Consider the following 19,501-nt stretch of genomic DNA (forward strand, 5'->3'; position numbering starts at 1 on the left):
TCTCACGAATTTTCGGCGAATGTCGTCTTCACAGTATAACCAGATTGCTTGGGGTTATATGGTCAAGTGAAGAAGCGCATACGGTGGATGCCTTGGCAGTCAGAGGCGATGAAAGACGTGGTAGCCTGCGATAAGCTTTGGGGAGTCGGCAAACAGACTGTGATCCAGAGATCTCTGAATGGGGGAACCCACTCAGCACAAGCTGAGTATCTTGTACTGAATACATAGGTGCAAGAGGCGAACCAGGGGAACTGAAACATCTAAGTACCCTGAGGAAAAGAAATCAACCGAGATTCCCTTAGTAGTGGCGAGCGAACGGGGACCAGCCCTTAAGCTGGTTTGAGATTAGTGGAACGCTCTGGAAAGTGCGGCCATAGTGGGTGATAGCCCCGTACACGAAAGTCTCTTGCCAGTGAAATCGAGTAGGACGGAGCACGAGAAACTTTGTCTGAACATGGGGGGACCATCCTCCAAGGCTAAATACTACTGACTGACCGATAGTGAACCAGTACCGTGAGGGAAAGGCGAAAAGAACCCCGGAGAGGGGAGTGAAATAGAACCTGAAACCGTATGCGTACAAGCAGTGGGAGCCTACTTTGTTAGGTGACTGCGTACCTTTTGTATAATGGGTCAGCGACTTATATTCAGTGGCGAGCTTAACCGAATAGGGGAGGCGTAGCGAAAGCGAGTCTTAATAGGGCGCTTTAGTCGCTGGGTATAGACCCGAAACCGGGCGATCTATCCATGGGCAGGTTGAAGGTTAGGTAACACTGACTGGAGGACCGAACCGACTACCGTTGAAAAGTTAGCGGATGACCTGTGGATCGGAGTGAAAGGCTAATCAAGCTCGGAGATAGCTGGTTCTCCTCGAAAGCTATTTAGGTAGCGCCTCATGTATCACTGCTGGGGGTAGAGCACTGTTTCGGCTAGGGGGTCATCCCGACTTACCAAACCGATGCAAACTCCGAATACTAGCAAGTGCCGAGCATGGGAGACACACGGCGGGTGCTAACGTCCGTCGTGAAAAGGGAAACAACCCAGACCGTCAGCTAAGGTCCCAAAGTCATGGTTAAGTGGGAAACGATGTGGGAAGGCTTAGACAGCTAGGAGGTTGGCTTAGAAGCAGCCACCCTTTAAAGAAAGCGTAATAGCTCACTAGTCGAGTCGGCCTGCGCGGAAGATGTAACGGGGCTCAAACCATGCACCGAAGCTACGGGTATCACCTCTGGTGATGCGGTAGAGGAGCGTTCTGTAAGCCTGTGAAGGTGAGTTGAGAAGCTTGCTGGAGGTATCAGAAGTGCGAATGCTGACATGAGTAACGACAATGCGAGTGAAAAACTCGCACGCCGAAAGACCAAGGTTTCCTGCGCAACGTTAATCGACGCAGGGTTAGTCGGTCCCTAAGGCGAGGCTGAAAAGCGTAGTCGATGGAAAACAGGTTAATATTCCTGTACTTCCAGTTATTGCGATGGAGGGACGGAGAAGGTTAGGCCAGCCTGGCGTTGGTTGTCCAGGTTTAAGGTGGTAGGCTGAAATCTTAGGCAAATCCGGGATTTCAAGGCCGAGAGCTGATGACGAGTGCTCTTTAGAGCGCGAAGTGGTTGATACCATGCTTCCAAGAAAAGCTCCTAAGCTTCAGATAACTGGGAACCGTACCCCAAACCGACACAGGTGGTTAGGTAGAGAATACCAAGGCGCTTGAGAGAACTCGGGTGAAGGAACTAGGCAAAATGGCACCGTAACTTCGGGAGAAGGTGCGCCGGCGAGGGTGAAGGACTTGCTCCGTAAGCTCATGCCGGTCGAAGATACCAGGCCGCTGCGACTGTTTATTAAAAACACAGCACTCTGCAAACACGAAAGTGGACGTATAGGGTGTGACGCCTGCCCGGTGCCGGAAGGTTAATTGATGGGGTTAGCGCAAGCGAAGCTCTTGATCGAAGCCCCGGTAAACGGCGGCCGTAACTATAACGGTCCTAAGGTAGCGAAATTCCTTGTCGGGTAAGTTCCGACCTGCACGAATGGCGTAACGATGGCGGCGCTGTCTCCACCCGAGACTCAGTGAAATTGAAATCGCTGTGAAGATGCAGTGTATCCGCGGCTAGACGGAAAGACCCCGTGAACCTTTACTATAGCTTTGCACTGGACTTTGAGCTTGCTTGTGTAGGATAGGTGGGAGGCTTTGAAGTGGGGACGCCAGTTCTCATGGAGCCATCCTTGAAATACCACCCTGGCAACCTTGAGGTTCTAACTCAGGTCCGTGATCCGGATCGAGGACAGTGTATGGTGGGTAGTTTGACTGGGGCGGTCTCCTCCCAAAGAGTAACGGAGGAGTACGAAGGTGCGCTCAGACCGGTCGGAAATCGGTCGTAGAGTATAAAGGCAAAAGCGCGCTTGACTGCGAGACAGACACGTCGAGCAGGTACGAAAGTAGGTCTTAGTGATCCGGTGGTTCTGTATGGAAGGGCCATCGCTCAACGGATAAAAGGTACTCCGGGGATAACAGGCTGATACCGCCCAAGAGTTCATATCGACGGCGGTGTTTGGCACCTCGATGTCGGCTCATCACATCCTGGGGCTGAAGCCGGTCCCAAGGGTATGGCTGTTCGCCATTTAAAGTGGTACGCGAGCTGGGTTTAGAACGTCGTGAGACAGTTCGGTCCCTATCTGCCGTGGACGTTTGAGATTTGAGAGGGGCTGCTCCTAGTACGAGAGGACCGGAGTGGACGAACCTCTGGTGTTCCGGTTGTCACGCCAGTGGCATTGCCGGGTAGCTATGTTCGGAAGAGATAACCGCTGAAAGCATCTAAGCGGGAAACTTGCCTCAAGATGAGATCTCACTGGGATCTAGAATCCCCTGAAGGGCCGTCGAAGACTACGACGTTGATAGGTTGGGTGTGTAAGCGCTGTGAGGCGTTGAGCTAACCAATACTAATTGCCCGTGAGGCTTGACCATATAACACCCAAGCAATCTGCCTTGCAGATTGTGGTGGTGAAGACGAAACGAACCGAAAGTTCGAAGCGACCCACAAAGATCACATATCCGAATTGGCTGGCGTGTCTGAAAGGACGCACTGGCAACCGAATTTCTTGACGACCATAGAGCATTGGAACCACCTGATCCCATCCCGAACTCAGCAGTGAAACGATGCATCGCCGATGGTAGTGTGGGGTTTCCCCATGTGAGAGTAGGTCATCGTCAAGATTCATTTCGCAAAACCCCTATCTGCGCGAGCAGGTAGGGGTTTTGTCTTTTCTGCTTTCCGATCGCGCAGGCAGCACACTCCTACATCAAGCAGGGCGCGCAACAGCTGCAAAGCGTGCTTCATGATGCACCAGGCAAGGCCCAGCCTGCCCTTTTCCTATGCAATCCGGCAGCCCGTGGCTATCATGCCAGCCTTATTCCAAGTCGAGACTGGCATGCTGAAGTTGTTGAATCTCCTCAAGGATGGCCGGTTTCATTCCGGCCAGGATCTGGGGGAAGCCCTCGGGGTAAGCCGTAGCGCCGTATGGAAGCAGCTGCAGCACCTGGAAAGCGAGTTGAACCTCGCCATTCACAAGGTGCGTGGTCGTGGCTATCAGCTGGCCACGCCACTGAGCCTGCTCGAGACGTCGGCCATTTCGGCGCTCACCCAGGGTGAGCAGTGGCCGGTGCTGGTGCACGACACCCTGGATTCGACCAATGCCGAAGCCCTGCGCTTGATTGCGCAGGGGCAGGCAGCTCCTTTCCTCGTGCTTGCCGAACGCCAGACTGCCGGGCGTGGCCGCCGTGGTCGACACTGGGTCAGTCCCTTCGCTGAAAACCTCTACTACAGCCTGGTACTCAGGGTGGAGGGTGGTATGCGCCAGCTCGAAGGGCTGAGCCTGGTCGTGGGGCTGGCTGTGATGCGCACGTTGCACGCTTTCGGTGTGACGGGGGCGGGGCTGAAATGGCCGAATGATGTCCTTGCTGGAAACAAGAAGATTGTCGGCATCCTCCTCGAGCTGGTCGGCGATCCTGCGGATGTCTGCCACGTTGTGCTGGGTGTCGGCATCAATGTGAACATGCAGAGCAACGACCAGGTCGATCAGGCGTGGACATCGATGCGTCGCGAGACCGGTGCTCTGATCGACCGCAACCGCCTGGTCGCGAAGCTGAACGAGCAACTGCAGCATGAGCTTTCGCGTCATCGTCGCTACGGCTTCGCAGCGTTCCAGGAGGAGTGGGAGCAGGCGCACCTTTGGCAGGGGCGTAAGGTTTCATTGATTGCCGGCACTCAGACAGTCGATGGCATTGTGCTGGGTGTGGACGGGCAGGGTGGTCTGCGCATGGATGTCGAAGGGGTGGAGAAGAGCTTCAGTGGTGGAGAGCTCGGATTGAGGTTGCGCGATGATTCTTGAGCTCGATTGCGGTAACAGCTTTATCAAGTGGCGGGTGATCCATGCCGCGGACGCCACCATCGTGGGGGGCGGCATCGTCGACTCCGACCAGGCCCTGCTTTCGGCCATCGGTGGTCTGGCTGCGGCGCGTCTCGCTGGTGCGCGGATGGTCAGCGTGCGCAGTGAAGAGGAAACCGACGCACTGTGCGAGGCAATAAGGCTGAGGTTCTGCGTTGATGTCCAGGTGGCGCGGCCGGTCCTTGAAATGGCGGGCGTGCGCAATGGCTATGACGATCATGAGCGCCTTGGCATGGATCGCTGGCTGGCAGCCCTTGGTGCATTTCATCTGGCTGGAGGGGCGTGCCTTGTCATGGATTTCGGTACGGCCGCCAAGGCCGATTTCGTGGCGGCAGATGGTGAACATCTGGGCGGTTATATATGCCCGGGGATGCCGTTGATGCGCAGCCAGCTGCGCACCCATACCCGCCGTATCCGCTATGACGATGCCTCGGCGGAGCGTGCGTTGAGCAGTCTCGAGCCCGGGCGCTCGACGGTCGAGGCGGTCGAGCGTGGCTGTGTGCTGATGCTGCAGGGCTTTGCCCGTACGCAGATCGATCAGGCGCGTGCCCTGTGGGGTGATGAGTTCAGCGTGTTCCTCACCGGAGGTGACGCGCCGCTGGTCCAGGTGGCCGCGCCCGGTGCCCGGGTTGTGCCGGATCTGGTCTTCGTCGGTCTGGCCATGGCCTGCCCATTGAGTTGAGGTGCCTATGCGTTGGTTGTTTCTGCTGTTGCTGGTGCTCAATGTCGTCTATTACGTGTGGCACCAGCAGGAAGCACCGGTGCGGGTGAAGGAGGTTGCCCCTCTCTCGCTGTACAAGGGAAGCCAGCAGGAGATCCGGCTGCTTCGCGAGACCGGAGCGACGACCCCGGCCAGGCGTCGTGATGAATGCCTGGTCATCGGAGGGCTGTCGGGCGAAGACGAGGTCGCTGCGTTGCGTCAACGGCTGCTGAGTCTCGATATCGCCACCCAGCCGGTACAGGGGCAGCTGCCTGGCGCCGATGGCCTCTGGCTCAAGGTCAGCCCGGATGGCGAGCGTTTGTTGGATGAGTCTGTGCTCTCCACTCTTTCCAACGATTTCAAAGACTTAAAACATAAAATTATTTTCTGCCAGGGTATTGCAACTGGCGAATAGCTTGATAGAATGGCGCCCGCTTCGCAGGGAACACCACTCAGGTGGCAGGACCGGAAGCGGGGTCAAAGCAGCTAACTTTCAGATTTAATTGAAAAAAATGCTTGACTACAGGCCGGCAGATAAATAGAATGCCCGCCACATCCGGAGGGATTCCCGAGCGGCCAAAGGGGACGGACTGTAAATCCGTTGCGAGAGCTTCGAAGGTTCGAATCCTTCTCCCTCCACCAGTTTTAGCGAGAGCCGCAAGCTCCGCGGGTATAGTTTAGTGGTAGAACCTCAGCCTTCCAAGCTGATGATGCGGGTTCGATTCCCGCTACCCGCTCCAAGTTTGCTGTTGTTGCACAAAGAGTTTCGCTCTTGTAGCTCAGTTGGTAGAGCACACCCTTGGTAAGGGTGAGGTCAGCGGTTCAAGTCCGCTCAAGAGCTCCATATAGACAAGGCAGATATGAAAATATCTGCCTTTGTTTTATCAGCGTAGTAACTATTTCTTCTGCGGAGGACTGTATCGATGGCTAAGGAAAAGTTTGATCGTTCCCTTCCCCACGTTAACGTCGGCACTATCGGCCACGTTGACCACGGTAAGACCACTCTGACCGCAGCTCTGACTCGCGTCTGCTCCGAAGTATTCGGTTCGGCAGTCGTTGAGTTCGACAAGATCGACTCGGCTCCGGAAGAAAAAGCGCGCGGTATCACCATCAACACCGCTCACGTCGAGTACAACTCGAACATTCGTCACTACGCTCACGTCGACTGCCCAGGTCACGCTGACTACGTGAAGAACATGATCACCGGTGCTGCCCAGATGGACGGCGCGATCCTGGTTTGCTCGGCCGCCGATGGTCCGATGCCGCAAACCCGTGAGCACATCCTGCTGTCCCGTCAGGTAGGCGTTCCGTACATCGTGGTCTTCCTGAACAAGGCTGACCTGGTAGACGACGCTGAGCTGCTGGAGCTGGTCGAGATGGAAGTTCGCGACCTGCTGTCCACCTACGACTTCCCAGGCGACGACACCCCGATCATCATCGGTTCGGCTCGTATGGCGCTGGAAGGCAAAGACGACAACGAAATGGGCACTACCGCTGTCAAGAAGCTGGTAGAGACTCTGGATGCCTACATCCCTGAGCCAGTTCGTGCGATCGACCAGCCGTTCCTGATGCCGATCGAAGACGTATTCTCGATCTCGGGTCGTGGTACCGTTGTGACCGGCCGTATCGAGCGTGGCATCGTCCGCGTTCAGGATCCGCTGGAAATCGTTGGTCTGCGTGACACCACCACCACCACCTGCACCGGCGTCGAGATGTTCCGCAAGCTGCTGGACGAAGGTCGTGCTGGTGAGAACTGCGGCGTTCTGCTGCGTGGTACCAAGCGTGACGACGTTGAGCGTGGCCAGGTTCTGGTCAAGCCAGGTTCGGTCAAGCCGCACACCAAGTTCACCGCAGAAGTCTACGTTCTGTCGAAGGAAGAAGGCGGTCGTCACACTCCGTTCTTCAAGGGCTACCGTCCTCAGTTCTACTTCCGTACCACTGACGTGACCGGTAACTGCGAACTGCCGGAAGGCGTTGAGATGGTAATGCCAGGTGACAACATTCAGATGACTGTCACCCTGATCAAGACCATCGCAATGGAAGACGGTCTGCGCTTCGCCATCCGTGAAGGCGGTCGTACCGTCGGCGCCGGCGTCGTAGCGAAAATTATTGAATAAGTAGTTGATTTATCTCGATCAGGTCGGCATAATGGCCGGCCTGATACAGCGTTAAAGGTCAGTAGCTCAATTGGCAGAGCGACGGTCTCCAAAACCGTAGGTTGGGGGTTCGATTCCCTCCTGACCTGCCATTCACCTCGGTGTGATTGGCTTTCTTCTTACAGGATCCTCCCCGATGACTCCCAAAACTGAAGCCCAAGAATCGCGTTTTGATCTGTTCAAGTGGCTGGCTGTAGTTGCATTGGTTGTCGTGGGCGTTGTGGGTAACCAGTATTACTCCGCTGCTCCCATCCTGTACCGCGTTCTCGCACTGCTCGCCCTGGCAGCTGTCGCAGGCTTCGTAGCCCTGCAGACTGCGAAGGGTAAGTCGTTCTTTGCGCTGGCGAAGGAAGCTCGTACCGAGATCCGTAAAGTCGTGTGGCCAACCCGTCAGGAGACCACCCAGACTACCTTGATCGTAGTCGCCGTGGTGCTCGTGATGTCGTTGCTGCTGTGGGGTATCGATTCCCTGCTCGGCTGGTTGGTTTCCTTGATTGTTGGCTAAGGGTGTCTCGTGGCTAAGCGTTGGTATGTTGTGCATGCTTACTCGGGTTACGAGAAGCATGTCATGCGCTCCCTCATCGAGCGCGTAAAGCTGGCAGGCATGGAAGACGGGTTTGGCGAGATTCTCGTCCCGACCGAAGAAGTCGTCGAAATGCGCAACGGCCAGAAGCGCAAGAGTGAGCGTAAATTCTTCCCGGGCTATGTCCTGGTGCAGATGGAAATGAACGAAGGGACTTGGCACTTGGTCAAGGACACCCCTCGCGTCATGGGTTTCATTGGTGGTACCGCGGACAAGCCCGCGCCGATCACCGATAAAGAGGCTGAGGCCATCCTGCGTCGCGTCGCCGACGGCAGTGACAAGCCCAAGCCGAAGACGCTGTTCGAGCCGGGTGAAGTGGTTCGCGTCATTGACGGTCCATTCGCCGACTTCAACGGTAGTGTCGAAGAGGTTAACTACGAAAAGAGCCGTCTGCAGGTTGCAGTGCTCATTTTCGGTCGCTCTACTCCGGTAGAGCTCGAGTTCAGTCAGGTCGAGAAGGTCTAACTGAGCGACGTATCCCATACCCCGCAGCCCTATGTGCTGCGGGGTTTTGTCGTCACTGGGATAAAACGCAAGTCATCCGGGGAGCCACCAGGCGTTCGAACCCGATTTTGGAGTAGCTCATGGCTAAGAAGATTCAGGCTTACATCAAGCTGCAAGTAAAGGCCGGCCAGGCCAACCCAAGCCCACCCGTTGGTCCAGCACTGGGTCAACACGGTGTGAACATCATGGAATTCTGCAAGGCCTTCAACGCCCGTACCCAGGGTCAGGAAGCCGGCCTGCCGACTCCAGTGATCATCACTGTCTACAGTGACCGTAGCTTCACCTTCGAAACCAAGAGCACCCCTGCCTCGGTTCTGCTGAAGAAAGCTGCTGGCCTGACCAGCGGTTCGGCTCGCCCGAACACCGTTAAAGTCGGTACCGTGACCCGTGCTCAGCTGGAAGACATCGCGAAAGCCAAACAGGCTGACCTGACTGCCGCTGACCTGGACGCTGCTGTACGCACCATCGCTGGCTCTGCCCGCAGCATGGGCCTGAACGTGGAGGGTGTGTAATGGCTAAGCTGACCAAACGCCAAAAGGCAATCGCCGAGAAAATCGAAGCAGGCAAGGCCTACAACTTCGAAGAAGCGGCAACCCTGCTGGCCTCGCTGCCTGCTGCCAAGTTCGTCGAGTCCTACGACATCGCCGTCAACCTCGGTGTTGACCCGCGTAAATCCGACCAGGTCGTACGTAGCGCTACCGTGCTGCCACACGGCACTGGCAAGACCGTACGCGTTGCCGTCTTCACCCAGGGCCCGGCTGCCGAAGCCGCTCTGGCTGCCGGCGCTGACCGCGTAGGCATGGACGATCTGGCTGCCGAAATGAAAGGCGGCGACCTGAACTATGACGTCGTCATCGCATCCCCGGATGCCATGCGCGTTGTCGGTCAGCTGGGTCAGGTTCTGGGTCCTCGCGGCCTGATGCCTAACCCGAAAGTCGGTACCGTGACCCCAGACGTAGCCACTGCCGTGAAGAACGCCAAGGCTGGTCAGGTTCGCTACCGTACCGACAAGAACGGTATCATCCACACCTCCGTTGGCAAGATCGGCTTCGAAGCCGACAAGCTGAAGGAAAACGTTGAAGCCCTGATCGCCGATCTGAAGCGTATCAAGCCAGCTTCCTCGAAAGGTATCTACGTCAAGCGCGTTACCCTGAGCACCACCATGGGCCCAGGTCTGATCATCGATCAGAGCTCGCTGAACGTGTAACACAGAGCCGGTGCGGTCTTTCGAGCGCACCGGCTGCAACAAGATTGGGGTCCCTGCCTGGCGGGGGCTATCCAAGACCGTAGGCGACGCAAGTCTTAAAACACAAGCCTACGCAGATGGTGCTCCCGATTCGCTCGTCGAATCAGACACCAAAACGACATCCGGCTTCGGCCAGATGAAACGGTAGAAACCAGGAGTAAACCCGTGGCAATTAAACTCGAAGACAAGAAGGCCATCGTCGCTGAAGTCAACGAGGCTGCCAAAGTCGCTCTGTCCGCTGTCGTGGCCGATGCCCGTGGTGTGACTGTAGGCGCAATGACCGGACTCCGTAAAGAGGCTCGTGAAGCTGGCGTATACGTACGTGTCGTACGTAACACCCTGCTCAAGCGCGCTGTTGCTGACACTGAATTCAGTGTCCTCAACGACGCCTTCACCGGCCCGACCCTGATCGCGTTCTCCAACGAACACCCGGGCGCTGCTGCCCGCCTGTTCAAGGAATTCGCCAAGGGTCAGGACAAGTTCGAGATCAAGGCAGCTGCGTTCGACGGCAAGTTCCTTGCCGCTAACCAGATCGACGTGCTGGCAACCCTGCCAACTCGCGACGAGGCTATCGCACAGCTGATGAGCGTAATCCAAGGTGCAACCAGCAAGCTGGCTCGTACCCTGGCAGCTCTGCGCGACCAGAAAGAAGCCGCTGCTGCCTAAGGCGGCGTAGCTTCTCTCGAAATCAAACGTTTAATTTGATGGCCGTGTAAGGCTGTCCCCCAATACAGGAATTCATAGTCATGTCTCTGACTAACGAGCAAATCATCGAAGCAATCGGCCAGAAAACCGTTCTGGAAATTGTTGAACTGATCAAAGCAATGGAAGAAACCTTCGGCGTTACCGCTGCTGCCGCTGTTGCCGCTGGCCCAGCTGCTGCTGCTGCCGTTGTTGAAGAGCAGACCGAGTTCAACGTTGTCCTGGTTGAAGCCGGCGACAAGAAAGTGAACGTCATCAAAGCCGTTCGCGAACTGACCGGTCTGGGCCTGAAAGAAGCCAAAGAGAAAGTCGATGGCGCTCCTCAGGTTGTAGCTGAAGGCGTTTCGAAAGAAGCCGCTGAAGACGCCAAGAAGAAGCTGGAAGAAGCTGGCGCTAAAGTCGAGCTGAAGTAATTTCGACTTTGCGACTGCAGCCTGAGCGTCAAGCGTAGGGCTGATGGCTGGTGGCCTGTGCCACCGGCCTTTTTCCGTTATTGGTGGCCGATCAGGTCGGCCCCGATAACGAGCTGCAAGACACCCATGTGGGTGGCGCAAACCATGGGGTTTGCACGATTTTCTGGCTGCTCCCGCCGGGAGAAGCCAAACAAGCAGGTGACCAAGCTGGGGAACGCTGATGGCTTACTCATACACTGAGAAAAAACGTATCCGCAAGGACTTTAGCAAGTTGCCGGACGTCATGGATGTGCCGTACCTCCTGGCCATCCAGCTGGATTCGTATCGCGAATTCCTGCAGGCGGGAGCATCCAAGGATCAGTTCCGCGACGTCGGTCTGCATGCGGCCTTCAAATCGGTATTCCCGATCATCAGCTACTCCGGCAATGCTGCCCTGGAGTACGTAGGCTATCGCCTGGGCGAGCCTGCCTTCGATGTGAAGGAATGTGTCCTGCGTGGCGTGACCTTCGCGGTCCCACTGCGGGTCAAGGTGCGCCTGATCATCTTCGACAAGGAATCGTCGAACAAAGCGATCAAGGACATCAAAGAGCAAGAAGTCTACATGGGTGAAATTCCCCTGATGACTGAGAACGGTACCTTCGTTATCAACGGTACCGAGCGTGTGATCGTTTCCCAGCTGCACCGTTCGCCTGGTGTGTTCTTCGACCACGACCGTGGCAAGACCCACAGCTCCGGCAAGCTGCTGTACTCCGCTCGCATCATCCCTTACCGCGGTTCCTGGCTCGACTTCGAGTTCGATCCGAAGGACTGCGTGTTCGTCCGTATCGACCGTCGCCGCAAGCTGCCGGCCTCGGTACTGCTGCGCGCTTTGGGCTACAGCACCGAAGAGATCCTGGACACCTTCTACACCACCAACGTGTTCCACGTTTCCGGTGAGAAGCTGAGCCTGGAACTGGTTGCCCAGCGTCTGCGCGGCGAAGTTGCCGTGATGGACATCACCGACGAGACCGGCAAGGTCATCGTCGAGCAAGGCCGCCGTATCACTGCGCGCCACATCAACCAGATCGAGAAGGCTGGCGTCAAGCAGCTGGACGTTCCGCTCGAGTACATGATTGGCCGTACCACTGCCAAGGCCATCGTGCACCCGGCAACCGGTGAAATCCTGGCCGAGTGCAACACCGAGCTGACCACCGATCTGCTGGTCAAGATCGCCAAGGCCCAGGTCGTTCGCATCGAGACCTTGTACACCAACGATATCGACTGCGGTCCGTTCATCGCCGACACGCTGAAGATCGATACCACCAGCAACCAGCTGGAAGCGTTGGTCGAGATCTACCGCATGATGCGTCCAGGCGAGCCGCCAACCAAGGATGCCGCCGAGACCCTGTTCAACAACCTGTTCTTCAGTGCCGAGCGCTACGACCTGTCCGCAGTCGGCCGCATGAAGTTCAACCGTCGTATCGGTCGTACCGAGATCGAAGGTTCGGGCGTGCTGAGCAAGGAAGACATCGTCGATGTCCTGAAGACCCTGGTCGACATCCGTAACGGCAAAGGCATCGTCGACGACATCGACCACCTGGGTAACCGTCGGGTGCGTTGCGTCGGCGAGATGGCCGAGAACCAGTTCCGCGTTGGCCTGGTGCGCGTCGAGCGTGCGGTCAAAGAGCGTCTGTCGATGGCCGAAAGCGAAGGCCTGATGCCGCAGGACCTGATCAACGCCAAGCCGGTTGCGGCGGCGGTGAAGGAGTTCTTCGGTTCCAGCCAGCTCTCGCAGTTCATGGACCAGAACAACCCGCTCTCCGAGATCACCCACAAGCGTCGTGTCTCCGCACTCGGCCCGGGCGGTCTGACCCGTGAGCGCGCAGGCTTCGAAGTCCGTGACGTACACCCGACCCACTACGGCCGCGTGTGCCCGATCGAAACGCCGGAAGGTCCGAACATCGGTCTGATCAACTCCCTGGCGGCCTACGCCCGCACCAACCAGTACGGCTTCCTGGAAAGCCCGTACCGTGTGGTGAAAGAGGGTGTGGTTACCGACGACATCGTGTTCCTGTCGGCGATCGAAGAGGCTGATCACGTCATCGCCCAGGCTTCGGCTGCGATGAACGCGCAGAAACACCTGATCGACGAACTGGTAGCGGTCCGTCACCTGAACGAGTTCACCGTCAAGGCGCCGGAAGACGTCACCCTGATGGATGTCTCGCCGAAGCAGGTTGTTTCCGTTGCTGCCTCGCTGATTCCGTTCCTCGAGCACGACGACGCCAACCGTGCGTTGATGGGTTCGAACATGCAGCGTCAGGCTGTACCGACCCTGCGTGCCGACAAGCCGCTGGTAGGTACCGGCATGGAGCGCAACGTCGCCCGTGACTCCGGTGTCTGCGTCGTGGCTCGCCGCGGTGGTGTGATCGACTCGGTCGACGCCAGCCGTATCGTCGTGCGTGTAGCCGACGACGAAGTCGAGACCGGTGAAGCAGGTGTGGATATCTACAACCTGACCAAATACACCCGTTCGAACCAGAACACCTGCATCAACCAGCGTCCGCTGGTGAGCAAGGGTGATGTGGTCGCGCGTGGCGACATCATGGCCGACGGCCCGTCCACCGACATGGGTGAACTGGCGCTGGGTCAGAACATGCGCATCGCGTTCATGGCGTGGAACGGCTTCAACTTCGAAGACTCCATCTGCCTGTCCGAGCGCGTGGTCCAGGAAGATCGCTTCACCACGATCCACATCCAGGAACTGACCTGCGTGGCTCGTGACACCAAGCTTGGCCCAGAGGAAATCACCGCGGACATCCCGAACGTGGGTGAAGCTGCGCTGAACAAGCTGGACGAAGCCGGTATCGTCTACGTGGGTGCCGAAGTTGGCGCTGGCGACATCCTGGTCGGCAAGGTCACTCCGAAAGGCGAGACCCAGCTGACGCCGGAAGAAAAACTGCTGCGTGCGATCTTCGGTGAGAAGGCCAGCGACGTCAAAGACACCTCCCTGCGCGTGCCGACCGGCACCAAGGGTACCGTCATCGACGTACAGGTCTTCACCCGTGATGGCGTCGAGCGCGACAGCCGCGCCCTGGCCATCGAGAAGATGCAGCTGGACGAAATCCGCAAGGACCTGAACGAAGAGTTCCGCATCGTCGAAGGCGCGACCTTCGAGCGTCTGCGTTCGGCTCTGAACGGCCAGGTGGTCGATGGTGGTGCGGGCCTGAAGAAAGGCACCGTGATCACTGACGACGTGCTGAACGGTCTGGAGCACGGCCAGTGGTTCAAGCTGCGCATGGCAGAAGATGCACTGAACGAGCAGCTGGAAAAGGCTCAGCAGTACATCGTCGATCGCCGTCGCCTGCTGGACGACAAGTTCGAAGACAAGAAGCGCAAGCTGCAGCAGGGCGATGACCTGGCTCCAGGCGTACTGAAGATCGTCAAGGTCTACCTGGCAATCCGCCGTCGCATCCAGCCGGGTGACAAGATGGCCGGTCGTCACGGTAACAAGGGTGTCGTCTCGGTGATCATGCCGGTCGAAGACATGCCGCACGACGCCAACGGTACTCCGGTCGACGTCGTACTGAACCCGCTGGGCGTACCTTCGCGTATGAACGTCGGTCAGATCCTCGAAACCCACCTGGGCCTCGCGGCCAAGGGTCTGGGCGAGAAGATCGACCGCATGATCGAAGAACAGCGCAAGGCTGCCGAGCTGCGTACCTTCCTGACCGAGATCTACAACGAGATCGGTGGTCGTCAGGAAAACCTCGACGAGTTCTCCGATGCAGAGATCCTCGCCCTGGCCCACAACCTGAAGAAAGGCGTGCCGATGGCTACTCCGGTCTTCGACGGTGCCAAGGAGCGCGAGATCAAGGCCATGCTGAAGCTGGCCGACCTGCCTGAGAGCGGCCAGATGGTGCTGTTCGATGGCCGTACCGGCAACAAGTTCGAGCGTCCTGTGACCGTTGGCTACATGTACATGCTCAAGCTGAACCACTTGGTGGACGACAAGATGCACGCGCGTTCCACTGGTTCCTACAGCCTGGTTACCCAGCAGCCGCTGGGTGGTAAGGCGCAGTTCGGTGGTCAGCGTTTCGGGGAGATGGAAGTGTGGGCGCTGGAAGCATACGGCGCGGCATACACCCTGCAAGAAATGCTCACAGTGAAGTCGGACGACGTGAACGGCCGTACCAAGATGTACAAGAACATCGTGGATGGCGATCACCGTATGGAGCCGGGCATGCCCGAGTCCTTCAACGTGTTGATCAAAGAGATCCGTTCGCTCGGTATCGATATCGATCTGGAAACCGAATAACACGTGACGCGAAGGGGAGTGGGGCAGGTAATGCCCGCTCCCTGCTCCGCCAGGAGGAAAGGCCTTGAAAGACCTACTGAATTTGCTGAAAAACCAGGGTCAAGTCGAAGAGTTCGACGCCATCCGCATCGGTCTGGCGTCGCCTGAAATGATCCGTTCGTGGTCGTTCGGTGAAGTCAAGAAACCGGAAACCATCAACTACCGTACGTTCAAGCCTGAGCGTGACGGCCTGTTCTGCGCCAAGATCTTTGGCCCAGTCAAGGACTACGAGTGCCTGTGCGGCAAGTACAAGCGCCTCAAGCACCGCGGCGTGATCTGCGAGAAGTGCGGCGTTGAAGTTGCCCTGGCCAAGGTTCGTCGTGAGCGCATGGCGCACATCGAACTGGCCTCGCCGGTTGCCCACATCTGGTTCCTGAAGTCGCTGCCGTCCCGTATCGGCCTGCTGATGGACATGACCCTGCGTGACATCGAGCGCGTGCTCTACTTCGAGAGCTACGTGGTGATCGATCCGGGCATGACCACCCTCGAGAAGGGGCAGCTGCTCAACGACGAGCAGTACTTCGAAGCGCTGGAAGAGTTCGGTGACGACTTCGACGCCCGCATGGGTGCCGAGGCTGTCCGCGAGCTGCTGCACGCTATCGACCTGGAGCACGAGATCGGTCGCCTGCGCGAAGAGATTCCGCAGACCAACTCGGAAACCAAGATCAAGAAGCTGTCCAAGCGCCTGAAGCTGATGGAAGCTTTCCAGGGCTCGGGCAACCTGCCTGAGTGGATGGTCCTGACCGTCCTGCCAGTGCTGCCGCCGGACCTGCGTCCGCTGGTTCCGCTGGATGGCGGCCGCTTCGCGACCTCCGACCTGAACGACCTCTATCGTCGGGTGATCAACCGTAACAACCGTCTCAAGCGCCTGCTCGATCTGTCGGCGCCGGACATCATCGTGCGCAACGAAAAGCGCATGCTGCAGGAAGCGGTCGACGCCCTGCTCGACAACGGCCGTCGCGGTCGCGCCATCACGGGCTCGAACAAGCGTCCGCTGAAGTCGCTGGCCGACATGATCAAAGGTAAGCAAGGTCGTTTCCGTCAGAACTTGCTCGGCAAGCGCGTGGACTACTCCGGCCGTTCGGTAATTACCGTAGGTCCGACCCTGCGCCTGCACCAGTGCGGTCTGCCGAAGAAGATGGCCCTCGAGCTGTTCAAGCCGTTCATTTTCGGCAAGCTGGAAATGCGTGGTCTGGCGACCACCATCAAGGCCGCCAAGAAGATGGTCGAGCGCGAGCTGCCAGAGGTCTGGGACGTTCTCGCCGAAGTCATCCGCGAACACCCCGTGCTGCTGAACCGTGCACCGACCCTGCACCGTCTGGGTATCCAGGCGTTCGAGCCAGTGCTGATCGAAGGCAAGGCGATCCAGCTGCACCCGCTGGTCTGTGCCGCGTACAACGCCGACTTCGACGGTGACCAGATGGCCGTTCACGTGCCGCTGACCCTGGAAGCCCAGCTCGAAGCACGTGCACTGATGATGTCGACCAACAACATCCTGTCGCCAGCCAACGGTGAGCCGATCATCGTTCCTTCGCAGGACGTTGTACTGGGTCTGTACTACATGACCCGCGAAGCCATCAACGCCAAGGGCGAAGGTCGCGTATTCGCCGACCTGCAGGAAGTCGACCGCGTATTCCGCGCCGGCGAAGCTGCCTTGCACGCGAAAATCAAGGTCCGTATCAACGAGACCGTGAAAGACCGTGATGGCAGCGTCACCAAGAACACCCGTATCGTCGACACCACCGTCGGCCGCGCGCTGCTGTTCCAGGTTGTTCCGGCAGGCCTGCCGTACGACGTGGTCAACCAGCCGATGAAGAAGAAGGCGATCTCCAAGCTGATCAACCAGTGCTATCGCGTGGTGGGTCTGAAAGAGACCGTGATCTTCGCTGACCAGCTGATGTACACCGGTTTCGCCTACTCGACCATTTCCGGTGTGTCGATCGGTGTGAACGACTTCGTCATCCCGGACGAAAAAGCCCGCATCATCGGTACCGCTACCGACGAAGTGAAGGAAATCGAGAGCCAGTACGCCTCCGGCCTGGTTACCCAGGGCGAGAAGTACAACAAGGTCATCGACTTGTGGTCGAAGGCGAACGACGAAGTGTCCAAGGCGATGATGGCCAACCTCTCGAAAGAGAAGGTCATCGACCGCGAGGGCAAGGAAGTCGAGCAAGAGTCCTTCAACTCGATGTACATGATGGCTGACTCCGGTGCGCGTGGTTCCGCAGCCCAGATCCGTCAGCTGGCCGGTATGCGTGGCCTGATGGCCAAGCCGGACGGCTCGATCATCGAGACGCCGATCACCGCGAACTTCCGTGAAGGTCTGAGCGTACTGCAGTACTTCATCTCGACCCACGGTGCTCGTAAAGGTCTGGCGGATACCGCACTGAAGACCGCGAACTCCGGTTACCTGACCCGTCGTCTGGTAGACGTGGCGCAGGATCTGGTCGTGACCGAGATCGACTGCGGCACCGACCAGGGCCTGCTGATGACCCCGCACATCGAAGGCGGCGACGTTGTAGAGCCGCTGGGTGAGCGTGTACTGGGTCGTGTCATCGCCCGTGACGTGTTCAAGCCAGGCACCGAGGACGTCATCGTTCCGGCCGGCACCCTGGTCGACGAGAAGTGGGTCGAGTTCATCGAGCTGAACAGCATCGACGAAGTGGTCGTGCGTTCGCCGATCAGCTGCGAAACCCGCTACGGCATCTGCGCCAAGTGCTACGGTCGTGACCTGGCTCGCGGTCACCAGGTGAACATCGGTGAAGCTGTCGGCGTTATCGCTGCACAGTCGATCGGTGAGCCGGGTACCCAGCTGACCATGCGTACCTTCCACATCGGTGGTGCTGCAAGCCGTACCTCGGCTGCCGACAGCGTCCAGGTGAAGAATGGCGGCATGGTGCGTCTGCACAACCTGAAGCAGGTCGAGCGTGCCGATGGCAACCTGGTCGCGGTATCGCGTTCCGGCGAGCTGGCCATTGCCGACGAATTCGGTCGTGAGCGCGAGCGCTACAAGCTGCCTTACGGTGCGGTGATTTCGGTCAAGGAAGGTGACAAGGTCGAAGCTGGCGCCATCGTCGCCAAGTGGGACCCGCACACCCACCCGATCGTGACCGAGCTGAAAGGTACCGTGACCTTCGTGGGCATGGAAGAAAACATCACCATCAAGCGCCAGACCGACGAACTGACCGGTCTGACCAACATTGAAGTCCTGGACGTCAAGGATCGCCCTGCCGCTGGCAAGGAAATCCGTCCGGCCATCAAGATGGTCGATGCCAACGGCAAGGACCTGTACCTGCCAGGTACCGACGTACCGGCACAGTACTTCCTGCCGGCCAACGCCCTCGTCGGTGTGGCTGACGGTGCCCAGATCGGCGTCGGTGACGTTATCGCGCGTATCCCGCAAGAAACGTCGAAGACCCGTGACATCACCGGTGGTCTGCCACGCGTTGCCGACCTGTTCGAAGCACGTCGTCCGAAGGAAGCGTCGATCCTGGCGGAAGTCAGCGGCACCATCGCGTTCGGCAAGGAGACCAAGGGCAAGCGTCGTCTGGTCATCACTCCAACCGACGGCAGCGATCCGTACGAAGAGCTGATTCCGAAGTGGCGCCACCTGAACGTCTTCGAAGGCGAACAGGTCAACCGCGGCGAAGTCATCTCCGACGGCCCGAGCGATCCGCACGACATCCTGCGTCTGCTGGGTGTGAGCGCGCTGGCGAAGTACATCGTCAACGAGATCCAGGACGTTTACCGTCTGCAGGGCGTGAAGATCAACGACAAGCACATCGAGACCATCCTGCGTCAGATGCTGCGCAAGGTCGAGATCAGCGAGTCGGGCGATTCCAGCTTCATCAAGGGCGACCAGATGGAACTGACCCAGGTACTGGTAGAGAACGAGCGTCTGGCTGGCGAAGACAAGTTCATCTCCAAGTTCACCCGTGTCCTGCTGGGTATCACCAAGGCCTCGCTGTCGACCGAGTCGTTCATCTCCGCGGCTTCCTTCCAGGAAACCACCCGCGTACTGACCGAAGCGGCGGTAACCGGCAAGCGCGATTACCTGCGCGGCCTGAAAGAGAACGTGGTCGTGGGTCGTCTGATCCCGGCCGGTACCGGTCTGGCCTACCACAGCGAGCGCAAGCGTCGCCGTGATGCCGACAAGCCGCTGCGTGTGAGCGCCAGTGAGGTGGAAGCCGCACTGACCGAAGCGCTGAACTCCAGCGGCAACTAAGACGAGGCGGGGCCCCGGCCCCTTCCTCCCGAGCCTCGGTGACATGATTTGTTGCCGATGACCGGGCAGGAAGGGTCGGGGCCTTGTCTTGACTGGGTGCAAGATCCTCTTTAGACTTTTGTACCCTTAAATTTGGTGAGGCTCCGTCTCGCCAATTTTTGGCTTTCTTGCAAGACAATAGAGTCGCAAGACAATCAGTGGAGCT

General features: G+C 58.1%; 12 protein-coding genes, 4 tRNA genes and 2 rRNA genes. All 18 read left to right on the forward strand.

Annotation, left to right across the window (positions count from 1 at the left end; all coding sequences use genetic code 11):
- Positions 1–60: 60 nt before the first annotated feature.
- Positions 61–2,953, forward strand: a 23S ribosomal RNA gene (locus tag AC1TXO_RS02400).
- Between the two features lie 133 nt (positions 2,954–3,086).
- Positions 3,087–3,202 (forward strand): 5S ribosomal RNA (rrf, locus tag AC1TXO_RS02405).
- A gap of 215 nt (positions 3,203–3,417) precedes the next feature.
- Positions 3,418–4,377, forward strand: coding sequence for a bifunctional biotin--[acetyl-CoA-carboxylase] ligase/biotin operon repressor BirA (gene birA / locus AC1TXO_RS02410; RefSeq protein WP_486404905.1), 960 nt, complete (start codon positions 3,418–3,420; stop codon positions 4,375–4,377).
- Entirely contained in the window at positions 4,367–5,116 is a 750-nt protein-coding gene (locus AC1TXO_RS02415; protein ID WP_486404906.1) for a pantothenate kinase, read from the forward strand. The genes birA and AC1TXO_RS02415 overlap by 11 nt, the downstream gene beginning before the upstream one ends.
- 7 nt (positions 5,117–5,123) lie before the next feature.
- Positions 5,124–5,549 (forward strand): hypothetical protein, encoded by a 426-nt coding sequence (locus AC1TXO_RS02420; protein WP_486404907.1) that lies wholly within the window; start codon positions 5,124–5,126, stop codon positions 5,547–5,549.
- Between the two features lie 143 nt (positions 5,550–5,692).
- Positions 5,693–5,776 (forward strand) — tRNA-Tyr (locus tag AC1TXO_RS02425).
- A gap of 24 nt (positions 5,777–5,800) precedes the next feature.
- Positions 5,801–5,874: transfer RNA gene (locus AC1TXO_RS02430), tRNA-Gly, on the forward strand.
- A gap of 28 nt (positions 5,875–5,902) precedes the next feature.
- Positions 5,903–5,978: transfer RNA gene (locus tag AC1TXO_RS02435), tRNA-Thr, on the forward strand.
- A 79-nt stretch (positions 5,979–6,057) separates the two neighbouring features.
- The gene (tuf, locus tag AC1TXO_RS02440) at positions 6,058–7,251 is read left to right on the forward strand and encodes an elongation factor Tu (protein ID WP_010951775.1); all 1,194 of its coding nucleotides are present in this window, start codon (positions 6,058–6,060) and stop codon (positions 7,249–7,251) included.
- Positions 7,252–7,306: 55 nt separating this feature from the next.
- A tRNA-Trp gene (locus AC1TXO_RS02445) sits at positions 7,307–7,382 on the forward strand.
- Between the two features lie 44 nt (positions 7,383–7,426).
- Complete coding sequence (secE, locus tag AC1TXO_RS02450) at positions 7,427–7,795, forward strand: preprotein translocase subunit SecE (protein ID WP_486404908.1); 369 nt, start codon at positions 7,427–7,429, stop codon at positions 7,793–7,795.
- Between the two features lie 9 nt (positions 7,796–7,804).
- The gene (nusG, locus tag AC1TXO_RS02455) at positions 7,805–8,338 is read left to right on the forward strand and encodes a transcription termination/antitermination protein NusG (protein WP_003255501.1); all 534 of its coding nucleotides are present in this window, start codon (positions 7,805–7,807) and stop codon (positions 8,336–8,338) included.
- Between the two features lie 119 nt (positions 8,339–8,457).
- Entirely contained in the window at positions 8,458–8,889 is a 432-nt protein-coding gene (gene rplK / locus AC1TXO_RS02460; protein WP_003255500.1) for a 50S ribosomal protein L11, read from the forward strand.
- Complete coding sequence (rplA, locus tag AC1TXO_RS02465; RefSeq protein WP_054893557.1) at positions 8,889–9,584, forward strand: 50S ribosomal protein L1; 696 nt, start codon at positions 8,889–8,891, stop codon at positions 9,582–9,584. The genes rplK and rplA overlap by 1 nt, the downstream gene beginning before the upstream one ends.
- A 204-nt stretch (positions 9,585–9,788) precedes the next feature.
- On the forward strand, positions 9,789–10,289 hold the full coding sequence (gene rplJ / locus AC1TXO_RS02470) for a 50S ribosomal protein L10 (RefSeq protein ID WP_029614620.1): 501 nt from the start codon (positions 9,789–9,791) through the stop codon (positions 10,287–10,289).
- Positions 10,290–10,369: 80 nt separating this feature from the next.
- Positions 10,370–10,738 (forward strand): 50S ribosomal protein L7/L12, encoded by a 369-nt coding sequence (rplL, locus tag AC1TXO_RS02475; protein WP_054893558.1) that lies wholly within the window; start codon positions 10,370–10,372, stop codon positions 10,736–10,738.
- Positions 10,739–10,958: 220 nt separating this feature from the next.
- The gene (gene rpoB, locus AC1TXO_RS02480) at positions 10,959–15,032 is read left to right on the forward strand and encodes a DNA-directed RNA polymerase subunit beta (RefSeq protein WP_486404909.1); all 4,074 of its coding nucleotides are present in this window, start codon (positions 10,959–10,961) and stop codon (positions 15,030–15,032) included.
- 64 nt (positions 15,033–15,096) lie between these two features.
- Entirely contained in the window at positions 15,097–19,296 is a 4,200-nt protein-coding gene (rpoC, locus tag AC1TXO_RS02485) for a DNA-directed RNA polymerase subunit beta' (RefSeq protein WP_486404910.1), read from the forward strand.
- Positions 19,297–19,501 lie beyond the last annotated feature (205 nt).

The sequence above is a fragment of the Pseudomonas sp. FA117 genome (assembly GCF_057370475.1).

Excerpts from the sequence above, each read along its gene's own strand:
- birA (WP_486404905.1), top strand. The coding sequence starts at position 3,418 with ATGCTGAAGTTGTTGAATCTCCTCAAGGATGGCCGGTTTCATTCCGGC.
- AC1TXO_RS02415 (WP_486404906.1), top strand. The coding sequence starts at position 4,367 with ATGATTCTTGAGCTCGATTGCGGTAACAGCTTTATCAAGTGGCGGGTG.
- AC1TXO_RS02420 (WP_486404907.1), top strand. The coding sequence starts at position 5,124 with ATGCGTTGGTTGTTTCTGCTGTTGCTGGTGCTCAATGTCGTCTATTAC.
- tuf (WP_010951775.1), top strand. The coding sequence starts at position 6,058 with ATGGCTAAGGAAAAGTTTGATCGTTCCCTTCCCCACGTTAACGTCGGC.
- secE (WP_486404908.1), top strand. The coding sequence starts at position 7,427 with ATGACTCCCAAAACTGAAGCCCAAGAATCGCGTTTTGATCTGTTCAAG.
- rplK (WP_003255500.1), top strand. The coding sequence starts at position 8,458 with ATGGCTAAGAAGATTCAGGCTTACATCAAGCTGCAAGTAAAGGCCGGC.
- rplA (WP_054893557.1), top strand. The coding sequence starts at position 8,889 with ATGGCTAAGCTGACCAAACGCCAAAAGGCAATCGCCGAGAAAATCGAA.
- rplL (WP_054893558.1), top strand. The coding sequence starts at position 10,370 with ATGTCTCTGACTAACGAGCAAATCATCGAAGCAATCGGCCAGAAAACC.
- rpoB (WP_486404909.1), top strand. The coding sequence starts at position 10,959 with ATGGCTTACTCATACACTGAGAAAAAACGTATCCGCAAGGACTTTAGC.